Below are 16735 nucleotides of genomic sequence, written 5' to 3' on the forward strand. Positions count from 1 at the left end.
GCCACAGTGTTTGTGACTGATTGAAAAAGCCGGCTCCGCAAGGGCCGGCTTTTTCTTTGCCTGTTTTTCTTTTGGCTTAGCGGTGCAATTTCACATCGCGCGAAACAGGTGCGCGTACAGCCGGCTGACCGGAATCTTCTCCGCCCGCCCGCGCAGCGCCAGGTGCATCTTGCCGGCCTCGTCCCGGTGCACCGACTCGATGGCCGCGCTGCGCACGACCACCGCGCGGTGCACCTGCCAGAAGGTGTCAGCGTCCAGTTGCGGCAGCAGCTGCTTGAGCGGCGTGCGGATCAGGTACTCGTGCGACGCCGTCAGCACGCGCAGGTATTTGTCGGCCGCCTCGAAGTACAGCACCTCGTCGATGGGCACCATGCGCACGGTGCTGCCGCCAGCATCGCTGGCGGCGATCATGCGCAGCGGGGCGGTCGGCGCCCCGGCCCCGGCACCGGCGGCGCCCAGCACCTGCCGCCATTGCGCGAGCGTGCGTTCCAGCGCTTCGTCGGCCACGGCCGGCGTGGCTGGAGTGGAGGGCTGCCGCACCGCCAGCGCCTGCTGCAGCCGCGCGACCGTCTTGCGCAGGCGCTCGGGCTGCACGGGTTTCAACACGTAGTCGATGGCCTGGGCCTCGAAGGCGCGGGCGGCGTATTCGTCGTAGGCGGTCACGAACACCAGCTGCGGCATGGGCGCCTCGTCGGTGGGCCAGCAGTCGGCCAGTTCGGCGGCGGCGCCCAGGCCGTCGAGGCCGGGCATGCGGATGTCGAAGAACAGCACCTGCGGCAGCAGCCGCAGCGCCTCGCGCACGGCGCTGCGGCCGTCGCCCGCGGTGGCCACCACCTGCAGTTCGGGCCAGGCGGCGGCCAGCTCGGCCTTGAGGGCCTGGGCCAGCAGGGGTTCGTCTTCGGCGATGAGGGCGGTGGGTTGCATCTTGGGGAAGTCGTCAGGTGTGTTCTTGGTTTGCGGGGTCAGCCCGGCAGCGGAAAACTCAGCGTGGCGCAGGTGCCGCCTTCGGGTTCCTGCGACGGCGCCAGGCGCATGCGCGCCCGGTCGCCGTACACGGTGGCCAGCCGCTCGCGCACCTGCTCGACGCCGAAACCGCCACCCTCGGACGACGGCGCCGCATCGAGTCCGACACCGATACCGACACCGACACCCGTATCGCTCACCTCGATGACCAGCAGGTCGGCCTCGCGCCGCGCGCGCACCGCGACAAGGCCGCCTTCCACCTTGGGCTCCAGCCCGTGGCGAATGGCGTTTTCGACCAGCGGCTGCAGCAGCAGCGGCGGCACGGGCACGTCGCGCAGGGCGTCGGGCAGCTCCAGCGTGTAGCGCAGCCGCTCGCCCATGCGCACCGACATCAGCTCCAGGTAGTCGCCCAGCCGGTCGAACTCCGCCGACAGCGGATGCGACAGCGCGCGCGAGCCGCTGAGCGTCATGCGCAGGTAGCTGTTCAGCCGGTCGAGCATGGCCACGGCGCGCGGCGGGTCGAGGGTGATGAGCACGCGCAGGTTGGCCAGCGTGTTGAACAGCATGTGCGGCTCCAGCTGCGTTTCGAGCAGCTTCAGCCGCGCCTCGGTGGCCGCGCGCTGCGCCAGGTCGATTTGCACCTGCAGGTGCTTGCTCTTGCCCAGGCTGTAGAAGAAGTAGCACATGCCGATGGTCGCGGCGATGGTGATGACGACGCCGGTGGCCAGCTTCTGCCCGGCGAAATCCAGCATCGGCGCGCCGATCCATGCGTCGCCGATGAAGTTGCCGCCCACGAAGCCGAAGGTCACGCCGACGGCCACCAGCAGGTAGCCCCAGCCGCCGAGCGGCCAGCGGATGTCGCGGTGCCCGGTGACCAGCAGGCGGCTGATGTCGATGAACAGCCAGCTCAGCATGCCGATCGCCAGCGAGTAGACGAGGTGGTCGGCCCAGTTGCCGTTGCCGTGCTCGCTCAGCGTCAGCGCCCCGGCGATGAGGCAGCAGAACACGGCCGTGATCAGCCCATGCCGCAGCATGTCCCGCAGGTTCTCGGCCCCGAACCGGGGAACGGGCGGCCTCGGACTGGCCGCGAGCGGGCCCACGCTCATCCGTGGTTCCTGCCGGCCAGCGCGCGGCGTTCGCGCTCCACCAGGCGGTCGTAGAAGCCGCCGCCCGGCGCCACGAACCAGATGACGGCCCCGTGGATCAGCAGCCCCAGCCCCCAGCCCATCAGCGGGTAGATCGCCCAGGTGTGGCCCCTGGAGGCCGACAGCCCGACCAGCCCGACGTTGACCAGCACATAGACGAAGGCGTGGATGTACCAGCCCATCTTGGCGCCGGCGCGGCGGCGGGCGAGGCGCTCGACCTCGGAAGGCGAGGCACTGGAGGCGTTCGGAAGATTGGAAGAGGTGTAGTTCATGACAGCTCCTTGTTGTACTGCACGGGAATGAAGTCGGGGAGGGGGCCCGCCGGAGCCGGTGCCGCCGGTGGCACCGGCGCGGCCTGCAACGCAGCGCGCTCGCGCAGCTCCTCGGTCGTGTCGCCGGGCCCTTCGGGCTTCCAGCCTGGCGGCTTCACCAGGTAGCCGGCGAAGGCGCGCAGCGAGCGGGCCGAGGCCAGGTCGCGCAGCAGCGCGCGCCACTGGCTGAACTCGATCTCCAGCAGGTTGTACGAGGTGATCGGGTTCACCAGCCCGTAGCGGCAGGGCAGGTCGGCGCGCTCGGGAATGTAGGTGCCGAACAGCCGGTCGAACACGATGAGCACGCCGCCGTAGTTGCCGTCCAGGTATTCCAGGTTCGAGGCGTGGTGCACCCGGTGGGCCGAGGGCGTGTTCAGCACCCATTCCAGCGGGCCGAGGCGCGGGATCCAGGTGGCGTGGATCCAGAACTGGTACAGCAGGTTCAGCGTGAACATCAGCAGCACCACCTTCGGCGGCATGCCCAGCAGCGGCGCGAGCATGAAGAAGGCCAGGGTGCCGGTGAGCCGGCCCGTCCAGCCGAAGCGGTAGGCGGCCGACAGGTTCAGCTGGTTCGGCGAATGGTGGATGGCATGGGTGCACCAGAACCAGCGCACCCGGTGCGCCGCCCGGTGGTACCAGTAGTAGCAGAACTCCTGGCCGATGAAGCAGGCGACCCAGCCGCTCCAGTGGTCCATGGGCAGGCTGAACAGGCGGTGGGCGTAGAACCAGTCCATGGCGCCCGTCCAGAACGCCAGCGGCAGCACCCAGCGCAGCGGGTACTCCCGCACCAGGAAGTCGACCACCGAAATGGCGGAGGCCTTCCAGTCGTAGCCGCGCCAGCCATGGCGAAAAGACAGCACGAGCGCTTCGGCGATGGAGGCGACGAGCACCACCGCGACGGAGATCTTGAGGATCAGCAGGAGGGCGTTCATGGTGGCTGTTCCTGGAAGGCTGGAGCGACAGGGCTGCTTGGGTACCGCTCGAAGATCTTAGGCGGCGCTGACCTGGCCCGCCATGGCGTCGGTACGGATGGCCAGCTTCCACAGGCGCACCGCACGGCCCACGAACACGCCGGTGAAGGCGCCGTAAAGCACCGGCACCACGAGGCCGAAGGCGGCCTGCTGGCGCAGCTCGGGGTGCATGGCCAGGGCGGCGCCCACCACGTACTTGGTCAGGAAGATGCCCATCATCAGCGCCAGGGGCACCGCGCTGCCGGCCACGTGGAAGCGGCGTTGCGCCGCGTCGTAGCGGGTGGTGGCGGGCAGCGGGCGCTGCAGCACCAGCGACAGCATCACCACCGCGGCGGCGGCCCAGCCCAGCAGCGGGCCGACGGCATCGCCGAACACCGACACCATGCCGTACACCGACAGGCCGCCCATGGCCACGGGCATCAGGGTGACGCGGCTCAGGCTCACCTGGTTGGTGAGCAGCTGCTTGGCGCCCAGCCACAGCAGCAGGAAGAAGACGGCGAACACCCACTTGGGCGTATGGAGGATGACTTGCATCAGCATGGTGGCGCTCCGTTGACGGTTGAAGGTTGAAGGAATCTGGAAGAACGAGGGCAAGGGACGGGGATCGATGGAGCGGACTGTGCCGGGGCGCGCGCCGCCTCGCCACGGGCGTGCGACGGAATGCAGGACGGGGGCGCGAGTTGCATCGGGGCGGCGCGAATTGCAGGCACGATCGGGCGTCCCGCACCGACATGTGACAGCTTTACCGTCGCTTTACGGCCCAGCAAACAGCCGGACTACCATTCCGCGCTGTACTACCCCGGTTCGCACCTCCGCATCCTTCGCACGCACCGTCCATGGAACAAGAAAAACAACCCGAAGCCTTGCCCTCCAACGTGTCGCCAACCCATCCGCCGGTGCGCCGGCGCCGCTGGGTCGGCGCCTTGCTGACCCTGCTGCTGCTCGTGGCGCTGGGCGGCGGGGCCTGGTACCTGATCCAGCGGTCGAAGACGCCCGCGGCCGGTCCGGGGGCGGGCCCTGGGGGCGGCGCCCGCGCGGGTGGGCCCGGGGGGCCTGGTGGCCCCGGCGGCCCTGGTGGGAGAGGTGGCGGCGGCGCCGCTTCCAGCACCGTCGGCATCGCCACGGCCAAGCAGGCCGACATTCCGGTGCAGCTCGAGGCGCTGGGCACGGTCACCCCGCTGGCCAACGTGATCGTGCAGCCGCAGGTGTCGGGCGTGCTCACGGGCGTGCTCTTCCAGGAGGGGCAGATGGTGAAGAAGGGCGACGTGCTCGCCACCATCGACCCCGCGCCGTTCCAGAACGCGCTGGCGCAGGCCAGCGGCGCGCGGCAGCGCGACGAGGCGCAGCTGGCCGCCGCACGCGTCACGCTGCAGCGCTACCAGACCCTGCTGGGGCAGGACTCCATCGCCCGGCAAGACGTCGACACCCAGGCCGCGCTGGTCAAGCAGCTCGAAGGCACGGTGGCCATCGACCGCGCCAACGAGAACACCGCCAAGCTCAACCTCGCCTGGAGCCGCATCACCGCGCCTGTGAGCGGGCGCATCGGCCTGCGGCCCATCGACGCGGGCAACTACATTTCGACCGGCACCACCAACGGCGTGGCGACCATCACGCAGATCGCGCCCATCGACGTGGAGTTTTCCATTCCGCAAGACCGCGTGCCCGAGGTGCAGGAGCGCCTGGGCCAGGGCGCCAGGCTCGACGCCACCGCCTTCGACCGCACCCGCACGCGGCGGCTGGCCAACGGCACCTTCGCCACGCTCGACAACCTGGTCGACACCGCCACCGGCACCGTGAAGGCCAAGGCGCGCTTCACCAACACCGACAACGCGCTGTTTCCGAACCAGTTCGTCAACCTGCGGCTGCTGCTGCGCACCGTGAGCGGGGCGGTGGTGATCCCGGTGACGGCGCTGCGCCACGGGCCCAACGGCGACTACGTGTACGTGCTGAACGACGACAGCACCGTGTCGCAGCGCACGGTGACGCGCGGCGAGTCGAGCGTGGACAACGTGGCGGTCATGTCGGGCCTGAAGGCCGGCGAGCAGGTCGTGACCGAAGGCGGCGACCGGCTGAAGGACGGCGCGCGCGTGCAGACCTCGGTCGACCGGCCGGCGGTGCCGGCGGCCGGCGCGGCGTCGGGGGCGCGGCGCGGGAACCGGGGTGAGCGTGGCGAACGCGGCGCGGGTCGCCGCGAAGGCGGTGCCGGGCAAGGTGGCCCAGGCGGTACCGGCGGCACAGGCGGCGCCCGCAGCGCCCCTCCGGCCGAATCGCCCACCTCGCCACCGGCCACGTCCACGCCGCCGGCCGCGCCCAACCTGACGCCGGGCACCCCGCCCGCCGCTCCGGGCGGCGCTATCCGCTGAGCCCGGCAGGCACCGCCGCAGATTCCCCCGACACCCCGAACGACAGCAAGCGCCGCGCCCGATGAGTCCCTCACGCCCGTTCATTCTTCGACCGGTGGCGACCTCGCTGCTGATGGTGGCCATCGTGCTGGCCGGCCTGGTGGCGTTCCGCTTCCTGCCGCTGTCGGCCCTGCCGCAGGTCGACTACCCGACCATCCAGGTGCAGACGCTCTACCCCGGGGGCAGCCCCGAGGTCATGAGCAATACCGTCACCGCGCCGCTGGAGCGCCAGTTCGGCCAGATGTCGGGGCTGGACCGCATGAGCTCGACCAGCGCCGCGGGCGTGTCGATCATCACGCTGCAGTTCACCCTGGGCCAGACGCTGGACGTGGCCGAGCAGGAGGTGCAGGCCGCCATCAACGCCGGCGGCTCGCTGCTGCCGGCCGACCTGCCCGCGCCGCCCGTGTACGCCAAGGTGAACCCGGCCGACGCGCCCGTGCTCACGCTGGCCATCACCTCGGACACGCTGCCGCTCACCGAGGTGCAGAACCTGGTCAACACGCGGCTCGCGCAGAAGATCAGCCAGGTCTCGGGCGTGGGGCTGGTGTCGCTCAGCGGCGGGCAGCGCCCGGCCGTGCGCATCCAGGCCAACACGCAGGCGCTCGCGGCTAACGGCATCGGGCTGGACACGCTGCGCACCGCCATCAGCGCGGCCAACTCCAACGGCGCCAAGGGCAGCTTCGACGGCCCCAAGCGCGCGTACACCATCAACTCGAACGACCAGCTGCTCACGGTGGAGGACTACAAGAACCTCATCGTCAGCTACAAGAACGGCGCGCCGATCCGCATGGTCGACGTGGCGCAGGTGGTCAACAGCGCCGAGAACACGCAGCTCGGCGCCTGGGCCGGCAGCAAGGCCACCGACAACAAGCTCACCCCGGCCATCATCCTGAACGTGCAGCGCCAGCCCGGCGCCAACGTGATCGCCACGGTCGACGCCATCAAGAAGCAGCTGCCCGAGCTGCAGGCGGGCTTTCCGGCGGGCCTGAAGATCGACGTGCTCAGCGACCGCACCGCCGGCATCCGCGCCTCGGTGGAACACGTGGAAATGGAACTGGTGCTGGCCGTGGTGCTGGTGGTGCTGGTGATCTTCGCCTTCCTGGGCAGCCTGCGCGCCACCGTCATCGCGAGCATCGCGGTGCCCATCTCGCTCATCGGCACCTTCGGGCTCATGTACCTGCTGGGCTACAGCCTGAACAACCTGAGCCTGATGGCGCTCACCATCGCCACCGGCTTCGTGGTGGACGACGCGATCGTCATGATCGAGAACATCGCGCGCTACATCGAGGAGGGCGAGAAGCCGCTGCAGGCCGCCTTCAAGGGCGCCACGCAAATCGGCTTCACCATCATCTCGCTGACGGTGTCGCTCATCGCGGTGCTGATTCCGCTGCTGTTCATGGGCGACGTGGTAGGGCGGCTGTTCCGCGAATTCGCGGTCACGCTGGCCATCACCATCCTGATCTCTGCCGTGGTCTCGCTCACGCTGGTGCCGATGATGTCGGCGCGCTGGCTCAAGCACGAGCCGAAGAAAGAGCCCGGCGGCAAGGGCTTCGGCGCGCGCGCCCAGCGCTTCTTCGACCGCGTGATGGTGCGCTACGACCGCTCGCTGCACTGGGTGATCGACCACCAGCCGCTCACGCTGCTGGTCGCGCTGCTGACCATGGTGCTGACCGTGGTGCTCTACCTGAGCATTCCGAAGGGCCTGTTCCCCACGCAGGACACCGGCCAGCTGCAAGGCCGCGTGCAGGCCGCGCAAGACGTGTCTTTCGACCGCATGGCGCAGCTGCAACTGCAGGCCGCGCACGCCGTGCTCGAAGACCCCGACGTCGAGAACCTGAGCTCCTTCGTCGGCGTGGACGCCGCCAACAACACCATGCTGCACACCGGCAGCATGCTCATCAACCTGAAGAAGAGCCGCGGCAGCCAGCAGGAGGTGATGGACCGCCTGCGCGAGCGCGTGCACCAGGTGGCCGGCGTGACGCTGTACCTGCAGCCCACGCAAGACCTGACCATCGACGCCGAGACCGGCCCCACCGAGTACCGCGTGTCGCTCGAAGGCGTGGACAGCGCGGCCATCACCGAGTGGATGAAGAAGCTCGTGGCCAGGCTGCAGGACTCCAGCAAGGTGCGCAACGTGAGCAGCGACGCCGGCGCGCAGGGGCTGGCCGCCTTCGTGAACGTGAACCGCGACACCGCCGCGCGCCTGTCCATCACCGCGAGCACTGTTGACGACGCGCTGTACAGCGCCTTCGGCCAGCGCATCGTCTCGACCATCTTCACCGAGACCAACCAGTACCGCGTGATCCTCGAGGCGCAGCCCGGCATGGTGAACACGCCGCAGACCCTGGGCCAGCTGAACCTCATCGCCGGCTCGGGCACGGCCACGCCGCTGTCGGCCATCGCGCAGATTTCAGAGCAGCAGGCGCCGCTGCAGATCACGCACGTGGCGCAGTACCCGGCCAGCACGCTGAACTTCGACACCGCGCCGGGCGTGTCGCTCGGCGATTCGGTGGACGCCATTCGCGCGGCCGCCAAGGACATCGGGCTGCCCAGCAGCGTGACGATGACCTTCCTGGGGGCGTCGGGCGCTTATGAACGGTCGCTGTCGAACCAGCTTTGGCTCATTCTTGCGGCGGTGGTGTGCGTGTACATCGTGCTGGGCGTGCTGTACGAGAGCTACGTGCATCCGCTGACGATCTTGTCGACGCTGCCATCCGCCGGCGTCGGCGCGTTGCTGGCGCTGATGATCACGGGCAACGACCTGGGGGTGATCGGCATCATCGGGATCATTTTGCTGATCGGCATCGTGAAGAAGAACGCGATCATGATGATCGACTTTGCGATCGATGCGGAGCGTACGCAGGGGAAGTCGCCTCGGGAGGCGATTCACCAGGCTGCGCTGCTTCGGTTGCGGCCTATCCTGATGACGACGCTGGCTGCGTTGTTCGCCGCCGTGCCATTGATGTTGAGCTTCGGGGATGGGGCGGAGTTGCGCCGTCCGCTGGGGCTTGCGATTTTTGGGGGGCTGATTGTCAGCCAGCTGTTGACCCTGTTCACCACGCCTGTGATTTATCTGGCGTTTGATCGGATGGGTGGGGGGAGTACGCGGCGGGTGGTTGAGGAGGAAGCGGTTTGAATCGTTTTTGCTCCTGCTTGCCGTTTGCTGTCCGGGGCCGGGTCTCGCCCCGGCGGGCGAGCCACTTTCTTTTGCTTCGCCAAAAGAAAGTTGCCAAAGAAAAGGCGACCCCACTGTCTGCGACCCTGCGCTTCGCTACGGGCAACCTGCGGTGCTCGCGTTTCGCGGGGTCTCGCAGAACTCGCTTCGCTCAAACAGCTGCGAGCCCTGATCCGCGAAACACTCCGCTCCTCGGCGCAGCCAGAGGGGCAGGGAACCAGACGGGCCATCGCTGCGCTCGGCCCCCAAGGCATCGCTGCCGCTTTGCGGCTGCGATGCCTGGTACTGCTATCGGCTGTTGGAAACAGGCAGGCCGAGCGCAGCGATGGCCTGTTGGCATTCACCTCCCTTCTGGCCGTGCCGAGGAGCGGAGCGTTTCGCGGATCAGGGCTCGCCCTTGTTTGAGCGAAGCGAGTTTGGGCGGGACCCCGCGAAACGTGAGCACCGCAGGTTGCCCGCAGCGAAGCGGAGGGACGCGGACAGCAGGGTCGCCTTTTCTTTGTCTACTTTCTTTTGGCGAAGCAAAAGAAAGTAGATCGCCTGCCGGGGCGAGACCCGGCCTCTGCCCTCCGCAAGGAGCGCGACCATGAACTTGTCGCTCCCCTTCGTCAAGCGCCCGATAGGCACAGTCCTCCTGACCATAGGCATCGCCCTGGCCGGCATAGCGGCATTCTTCGTATTGCCGGTATCCCCGCTCCCCCAGGTCGACTACCCCGTCATCTCCGTCAGAGCCTCCATCCCCGGCGCCAGCCCCGAGACCATGGCCACCAGCGTGGCAACCCCTCTGGAGCGCCACCTGGGCACCATCGCAGGCGTCAACGAAATGACGTCCACCAGCTCGGTGGGCTCCGCCCGTGTCACGCTTCAGTTCGACCTGAGCCGCAACATCGACGGCGCCGCACGCGAAGTGCAGGCCGCCATCAACGCCAGCCGCGTCGACCTGCCCGCCACCCTGCGCAGCAACCCGACCTACCGCAAGGCCAACCCGGCCGCGTCCCCGGTCATCATCCTGGCGCTCACTTCAAAGACCAAGACGCCGGGCCAGATCTACGACGCGGTGTCCAACATCGTCAGCCAGCGGCTGTCGCAGGTCGACGGCGTGGGCGACGTGGAAATCGGCGGGGGCTCGCTGCCGGCGGTGCGCATCGAGCTGCTGCCGTTCGCGCTCAGCCGCTACGGCATCAGCACCGACGACGTGCGCGCGGCCATCCAGGCCTCCAACGCCAACCGGCCCAAGGGCACGGTGCAGGGCGACGGGCGCAAGCTGCAGATCTACACGCAAACGCCGGCGCTGCGCGCGAGCGACTACGCCTCGATGGTCATCGCCTGGCGCAACGGCGCGGCGGTTCGGCTGCAGGACGTGGCCGAGGTGATCGACGGCGTGGAAGACACGCGCACGCTCGGCCTCTTCAACGGCGAGCCGGCCATCATCGTGCTCATCACGCGCCAGCCTTCGGCCAACATCATCGAGACGGTCGACAGCGTGCGCGCGCTGCTGCCCGAGCTGCAGGCGCAGCTGCCGCCGGACGTCACGCTGCAGGTGGCGTCGGACAGCACCAACTCCATCCGCGGCTCGCTGCGCGAGGTGGAGTTCACGCTGGTCATCTCGGTGATCCTGGTGGTGCTGGTGGTGAGCCTGTTCCTGCGCAGCGTGCGCGCGACCATCGTGCCCGCGGTGGCCACGGTGGCGGCGCTGCTGGGCACCTTCGGGGTCATGTACCTGCTGGGCTTCAGCCTGAACAACCTGAGCCTGATGGCGCTCACGGTGGCCACCGGCTTCGTGGTGGACGACGCCATCGTGGTGCTGGAGAACACCAGCCGCCACATCGAGTCGGGCATGACGCGCATGAAGGCGGCGCTGCTCGGCGCGAAGGAGGTGGGCTTCACGGTGCTGTCGATCAGCGTGTCGCTGGTGGCGGTGTTCATTCCGCTGCTGTTCATGGGCGGGCAGGTGGGGCGGCTGTTCCGCGAGTTCGCGGTCACGCTGTCGGCGGCGGTGCTGATCTCGCTGGTCATCTCGCTCACCACCACGCCCATGATGTGCGCCTGGCTGCTCAAGCCGGGCGGCGAGCACGACAAGAACAAGCCGCAAGGCCGCCTGGGCCGCATGGCCGCGCGCAGCTACGACTGGATCCTGAAGCGCTACGAGACCAGCCTCGACTGGGCGCTCGACAGCAAGGGCCTGGTCATGCTGATCCTGGTGGCGGTGGTGGGGCTGAACGTGTACCTGTTCAGTGCCGCGCCCAAGGGCTTCTTTCCGCAGCAGGACAGCGGCCAGCTCAACGGCGGCCTGCGCGCCGACCAGAGCATTTCTTCGCAGGCGCTGGCGGCCAAGCTGCGGCAGGTGGTGGACATCATCCGCAAGGACCCGGCCGTGGACACGGTGGTGGGCTTCACCGGCGCCGGCCGGGCCGGGGGCGGCTTCATGTTCGTCAACCTGAAGCCGGCCAACCAGCGCACCGAAAGCGGCCTGGCCGTCATCGCGCGGCTGCGCCCGCAGCTGGCCGAGGTGACGGGGCTGCGGGTGTTCCTGGGCACGGTGCAGGACGTGCGCTCGGGCGGCCGGTCGAGCAACTCGACCTACCAGTACACGCTGAAGAGCGACAGCCTGGCCGACCTGCGCACCTGGGCGCTGAAGCTGTCCGAAGAGCTCAAGCAGCAGCCGGTGCTCACCGACATCGACACCGACCAGGACGAGAACGGCGTGGAAACGGTGGCCAAGATCGACCCCGACAGCGCGCGCCGGCTCGGGCTGACCTCGACCTCGATCGACAACGCGCTGTACAACGCCTTCGGCCAGCGGCAGGTGGCCACCATCTACACCGAGCTGAACCAGTACCACGTGGTGATGGAATGGGCGCCACGCTACACGCGCAGCCCGAACGCGCTGAAGGACATCTACGTGCCGGCGACCAAAACGTCGGTGGTGGCGGGGCAGACGGTGACCACGCAGGTGGCGGCAGCCACTTCGACGGGGTCGTCTTCTTCTTCTTCTTCTTCTTCTTCTTCTTCTTCTTCGAGCAATTCCAGCGCCGCCAGCGCCGCGGTCCCCGTGTCCGCCAACCCGGCGCTGCGCAATGCCTCGTCGGGCAACGTGCTGAGCAACACGGCCACCAGCCTGGTGCCGCTGTCGGCGGTCGCGAAGTTCGAGGAGCAGTCGGTGGCCACCTCGGTGAGCCACGAAGACGGCGAGCTGGCCACCACCATCTCGTTCAACCTCGCCGAAGGCGCCAACCTGGGCGACGCGCGCGAGGCCATCGCCAAGGCCGAGGCCAACATCGCCATGCCCACCAACGTGCGCGGCGCCTTCGCGGGCACCGCCGCCAGCGCGCAGCAGTCGCAGGGCCAGCAGGTGATGCTGATCGCGGCGGCGCTGGTGGTGATCTACATCGTGCTGGGCATCCTGTACGAAAGCCTGGTGCACCCGATCACGGTGCTGTCGACGCTGCCCTCGGCCGGCGTGGGCGCGGTGCTGGCGCTGCTGATGTTCCGCATGGAGTTCTCCATCATCGCGCTCATCGGCGTGTTCCTGCTGATCGGCATCGTGAAGAAGAACGCCATCCTGATCATCGACTTCGCGCTGGAGGCCGAGCGCTCGCGCGGGCTCACGCCGCTGGAGGCGGTGCGCGAGGCCTGCCTGCTGCGCTTTCGCCCCATCCTGATGACCACGCTGGCCGCGGCGCTGGGCGCGCTGCCGCTGGCCATCGGCTTCGGCGAGGGCGCCGAGCTGCGCCGGCCGCTGGGCGTGGCGATCATCGGCGGGCTCATCGCGAGCCAGTTGCTGACGCTGCTGACCACGCCGGTGGTCTACCTGCTGCTCGACAAGCTGCGCCGCCGCGGCAAGAACGAACACGAACTGAGCCGCGCCACGCCCGCCTGAGAACAACGACACCATGAACGCATTGCCTTTCGCCTCCCGTTTTCCGCGCTCGGCGCTCGCACTGGCCGCGGCCCTTGCCATCGCTTTCACCGTCAGCGGCTGCGCCGTGGGCCCGCGCTACGAGCAGCCCACCACCGCCTTGCCCTCCAACTGGAAGGAGCTGCAGACCGCCGAAGGCTGGCTGCCGGCCGCGCCGGCGGACGCGCTGGACCGCGGCGAATGGTGGAAGCTGTTCAACGACGCCACGCTCGACGACCTGGCCGGCCGTGTGCAGGTGTCGAACCAGAACATCGCCGCGGCGGTGGCCAACTACTCGCAGGCCCAGGCGCTGGTGCGCGGCGAGCGGGCGGCGCTGTTCCCGTCGGTGTCGCTCGACGGCTCGGGCAAGCGCACGGGCACGGTGGGCGGTGGCGGCACCAGCGGATCGAGCCCGTCGAACGCGTTTTCCGCCACGCTGGGCGCCAGCTGGACGCCCGACGTGTGGGGCCGCCTGCGCGAGGCCGTGAGCAGCGCGCAGGCCAATGCGCAGGCCAGCGAGGCCGACCTGGCCGCGGCGCGCCTCTCGGCCATAGGCGACCTGGCCATCAACTACTTCTCGCTGCGCGAGGCCGACGCCGAAATGGTGCTGCTGGACGAAACCATCCAGGGCTACCAGCGCGCCTTCGACATCACCAGCAACCGCTACGCCGCAGGCATCGCCGCGCAGACCGACGTGCTGCAGGCGCAGACCCAGCTGGTCAACGCCAAGGCCGACCGCGTGGGCCTGCAGCGCAGCCGCGCCACCTACGAGCACGCCATCGCCACGCTGCTGGGCGTGGCCCCGGCCGACTTCAGCCTGCCGGCCGACAAATGGACGCCCAGCGTGCCGGGCGTGCCGACCGGCGTGCCCTCGACGCTGCTGCAGCGCCGGCCCGACATTGCCGCGGCCGAGCGCACGGTGGCCTCGGCCAATTCGCAGATCGGCATCGCGCGGGCGGCGTACTTTCCCAACATCAACCTCACGGCCTCGGTGGGCAGCAACGCCAGCCGCGTGAAGGACCTGTTCAGCTCGGCCAACTCGCTGTGGTCGCTGGGCTTCTCGGTGGCGCAGGTGGTGTTCGACGCGGGCGCCATCGCGGCCAATGTCGATTCGGCCAAGGCCGGCTACGAATCGAGCGTGGCGCGCTATCGGCAGACCGTGCTCACGGCCTTCCAGGCGGTGGAAGACCAGCTCACCGCCAGCGCCACGCTGGCGCAGCAGGAGGGCCTGCGGCGCGAAGCCTCGGCGGCGGCCGACAAGACCGAGCAGCAGCTGCTCAACCGCTATCGCGCGGGCCAGGTGAGCTACACGGACGTGGTCACGGCGCAGGCAGCTGCGCTGAGCGCGCGGCGCACGCTGGTGCAGTTGCAGGTGAACCGCCAGACCACCGCCATCGCGCTGGTCCAGGCGATGGGCGGTGGCTGGCAGGCGGGGTGGATGGGCGGCAGCGCAAACACGCAACAAACGGATCCCGCCACCACGCCCCGCGCGCAGTGAACGGCTGATCTGGCGGGCGGGCAGGGCGCCAATGCCGGCCTTGCCCGTCCTCAGGCCCGCTGGCCGGCGCGCATGCCGCCGGGGCGGGCCTTGTCATGTCGCGGCGCACCGATGGTCAATGCGCCGGACGGTCGATGGTGTGTCCCAGGTAGTCCTTGTCGGTCACCAGCACCCAGAGCGCGAGCACCAATATCACCGCGGCCACCAGCACCGCGTTGACCAGCGCCGGCTCCAGGCCGCGGAAACCGACCAGCCAGGGAGACACCGCAAGCCAGGCCGCCAGCGCGACCTCGGTCCACTCTTCCCACTGTCGGGGCACGAAGGTCGCGCCCAGTGCCACGGCGCCCAGCACGATGCCGGTCGCCACCATGGTCCACATGGCGGGCGTCATGTCCGAAAAGCCCAGGACCCAGGGCGAGACGATCAGCCAGGCGCCGGCGACGGCGTTGACGGGGTCTTGCCAGTGCTTCAATTGCTTCATGGTCATTGCCTCCTGTCGCGACACGACGCCGCGACGCGGTGTTGGACCCGTTTCGGCGCGGCGAGGTTCCACGGCGTGCATGCCATATGAATGCAGACAGCAGTTAGGAACTTTTCCTCAATTTTCGAAAAATCAACTTTCTTCGAATTTTTACGGAAACCGGGGATATGAAGCTTCGATACGGGGCCGTACCATGCGCCCGGCTCATTCCCGAGCCCTGGCTGACACCACCCGTTCTCGACCCTCGATGACCCCCCCAGATCCTTCCCGGACACGCGCGTTGTCCGTGGCCGAAACGCTGCGCAACAAGATCTTCGACGGCGTGTTCGCGCCCGGCTGCCACCTTATGGAGATTGCGCTGGCCACCGAGCTAGGCGTGTCGCGCACGCCGGTGCGCGGCGCCATGGCGCGGCTGGCGGACGAGGGGCTGCTGGTGTACCTGCCCAACAAGGGCTTCCAGGTGCGCCGCTTCAACGCCAAGGACGTGTTCGACGCCTTCACCCTGCGCGCCAACCTCGAAGGCATGGCCTGCCGGCTGCTGGGCGAGCGCGGCATCGACGACGAGGTGTTCGCCCAGCTGGCGGCCCTGGTGGGCGAGCAGGCCCGGCTGCTGCAGAACAGGGACTGGACCTCGGCGCGGGCGCTGCGCTGGCACGAGCTGAACCTCGACTTCCACCGCAAGCTGCTGCAGGCGGCGGACAACCGCTGGCTGACCGAGGCGGTGTACCGGGCCTGCCAGCTGCCCATCATCTTCGACAGCAACCTGCGCCCGCACAACCGCGACGCGTCGATGCAGCTCTACCGCCACGAGCAGGCGCTGCAGGCGCTGGACGACCACACCCGCATCCTGGAGGCGCTGGGCCAGCGCGACGGCGTGGAGGCCGAGGCGGCCATGCGCGACCACATCCTGGGCCACCGCGACCTGCTGGTGCACCACCTGCGCAAGAACGCGACCGAGGCGCGCGCAATGGCCAGGGTCTGACCCTGCGCCCGTTGCCGCGCGCCTACCCGCCGCGCGACGCCGGTGGCGCCAGGTACGCGCCCGACTCGAACAGCTGCGCCTCCGCCTGGTCGATGCGCCGCACCACCGGCTTGCCCGCGCGGCTCGCGAGCAGCTCGACCAGCGCCTCCGACAGCGCCACCCCCGCCGCCACCGACGGGAAGAACGAGGGGCTGTGGATGGTGAACAGCAGCGTCTCGTCCGCCAGCAGCGACAGCGGCGAGCCCAGGCTGTCGGTGATGGCCACGATGCGGCAGCCCGCCGCCTTGGCCGCCTGCGTCACCTGCAGCGCCTCGCGCGAATAGGGCGCGAAGCTGGCCACCACCAGCGCGTCGCCCTTGGCGAAGGCGCGCTGCTGCATTTCGAGCGAGCCGCCCTGGCCGTCGACCAGGTGCACGCTGCTGCGGAAGATGCGGTAGACGTACACGAACGAGAACGCGATCGGAAAGCACGCCCGGAACCCCGCCGCATGCACGGCCGGCGCCTTCTCGATGAGCGCGCAGGCCTTTTGCAGCGCCTGCTCGCTCTGCTGGTGCGTGGCCTCGAGGTTGCGGCGCTGCACCTCGAACATCTCGCCGGTCAGGCTCTGGTCTTGGGCGCGGCCCACCAGCTGCTTGGCGCGACCGCCGTAGGTGTCGGTGCCCAGGCCCATGTCCGCGGCAAAGGCCTCCTTCAGTTGCGGCCAGCCCTCGAAGCCCAGGTGCTGGGCGAAGCGCACCAGCGTGGCCGGCGTGCTCTGCGAGCGCGTGCCCACGTTGCGCATCGAGCCCGTGACCACCTCGTTCGGGTGGTCGAGCACGTAGCGCGCCACCTGCTGCAGGGCGGGGCTCAGTTCGTTGAAGCGCTGGCGGATCTGGTCTCTGGCGCCCATGGCGTGGTGTCTCTCTTCGG

12 protein-coding genes are annotated in these 16735 nt (G+C 69.0%); 5 read left to right on the forward strand and 7 right to left on the reverse strand.

The window, feature by feature from the left end:
- Positions 1–90: 90 nt before the first annotated feature.
- The 5 genes from AB6807_RS23415 to AB6807_RS23435 are packed head-to-tail and all read right to left on the reverse strand — an operon-like array spanning position 91 to position 3930.
- Entirely contained in the window at positions 91–924 is an 834-nt protein-coding gene (locus AB6807_RS23415) for a LytR/AlgR family response regulator transcription factor (protein ID WP_371086430.1), read from the reverse strand.
- A 38-nt stretch (positions 925–962) separates the two neighbouring features.
- Positions 963–2069 (reverse strand): sensor histidine kinase, encoded by a 1107-nt coding sequence (locus AB6807_RS23420; protein WP_371086431.1) that lies wholly within the window; start codon positions 2067–2069, stop codon positions 963–965.
- On the reverse strand, positions 2066–2380 hold the full coding sequence (locus tag AB6807_RS23425; protein ID WP_116912896.1) for a 2TM domain-containing protein: 315 nt from the start codon (positions 2378–2380) through the stop codon (positions 2066–2068). The genes AB6807_RS23420 and AB6807_RS23425 overlap by 4 nt, the downstream gene beginning before the upstream one ends.
- A complete protein-coding gene (locus AB6807_RS23430) occupies positions 2377–3351 on the reverse strand; it encodes a sterol desaturase family protein (RefSeq protein ID WP_371086432.1) in 975 nt (324 codons plus the stop codon). The genes AB6807_RS23425 and AB6807_RS23430 overlap by 4 nt, the downstream gene beginning before the upstream one ends.
- A 57-nt stretch (positions 3352–3408) precedes the next feature.
- Entirely contained in the window at positions 3409–3930 is a 522-nt protein-coding gene (locus AB6807_RS23435) for a DUF6622 family protein (protein ID WP_116912898.1), read from the reverse strand.
- A 296-nt stretch (positions 3931–4226) separates the two neighbouring features.
- On the opposite strand from AB6807_RS23435, the gene AB6807_RS23440 reads away from it, so the two are divergent.
- The 4 genes from AB6807_RS23440 (at position 4227) to AB6807_RS23455 (ending at position 14363) form a co-directional block, all read left to right on the forward strand.
- On the forward strand, positions 4227–5753 hold the full coding sequence (locus AB6807_RS23440; protein WP_371086433.1) for an efflux RND transporter periplasmic adaptor subunit: 1527 nt from the start codon (positions 4227–4229) through the stop codon (positions 5751–5753).
- Positions 5754–5814: 61 nt separating this feature from the next.
- Positions 5815–8928: an efflux RND transporter permease subunit gene (locus AB6807_RS23445; protein WP_116912900.1), complete on the forward strand. Its 3114-nt coding sequence runs from the start codon at positions 5815–5817 to the stop codon at positions 8926–8928.
- A gap of 625 nt (positions 8929–9553) precedes the next feature.
- On the forward strand, positions 9554–12847 hold the full coding sequence (locus AB6807_RS23450; protein WP_371086434.1) for an efflux RND transporter permease subunit: 3294 nt from the start codon (positions 9554–9556) through the stop codon (positions 12845–12847).
- A gap of 13 nt (positions 12848–12860) precedes the next feature.
- A complete protein-coding gene (locus AB6807_RS23455; RefSeq protein ID WP_371086435.1) occupies positions 12861–14363 on the forward strand; it encodes an efflux transporter outer membrane subunit in 1503 nt (500 codons plus the stop codon).
- 115 nt (positions 14364–14478) lie between these two features.
- Here AB6807_RS23455 and AB6807_RS23460 read toward each other — a convergent pair whose 3' ends face one another.
- A complete protein-coding gene (locus AB6807_RS23460; protein ID WP_371086436.1) occupies positions 14479–14844 on the reverse strand; it encodes an SPW repeat protein in 366 nt (121 codons plus the stop codon).
- A gap of 286 nt (positions 14845–15130) precedes the next feature.
- On the opposite strand from AB6807_RS23460, the gene AB6807_RS23465 reads away from it, so the two are divergent.
- Positions 15131–15826 (forward strand): GntR family transcriptional regulator, encoded by a 696-nt coding sequence (locus tag AB6807_RS23465; RefSeq protein ID WP_371086592.1) that lies wholly within the window; start codon positions 15131–15133, stop codon positions 15824–15826.
- A 22-nt stretch (positions 15827–15848) separates the two neighbouring features.
- On the opposite strand, the gene AB6807_RS23470 is transcribed toward AB6807_RS23465, so the two are convergent.
- Positions 15849–16715: a MurR/RpiR family transcriptional regulator gene (locus AB6807_RS23470; protein WP_116912931.1), complete on the reverse strand. Its 867-nt coding sequence runs from the start codon at positions 16713–16715 to the stop codon at positions 15849–15851.
- Positions 16716–16735: the final 20 nt, after the last annotated feature.

The sequence above is a fragment of the Variovorax sp. RCC_210 genome, assembly GCF_041355175.1.
Taxonomy (GTDB): domain Bacteria; phylum Pseudomonadota; class Gammaproteobacteria; order Burkholderiales; family Burkholderiaceae_C; genus Variovorax.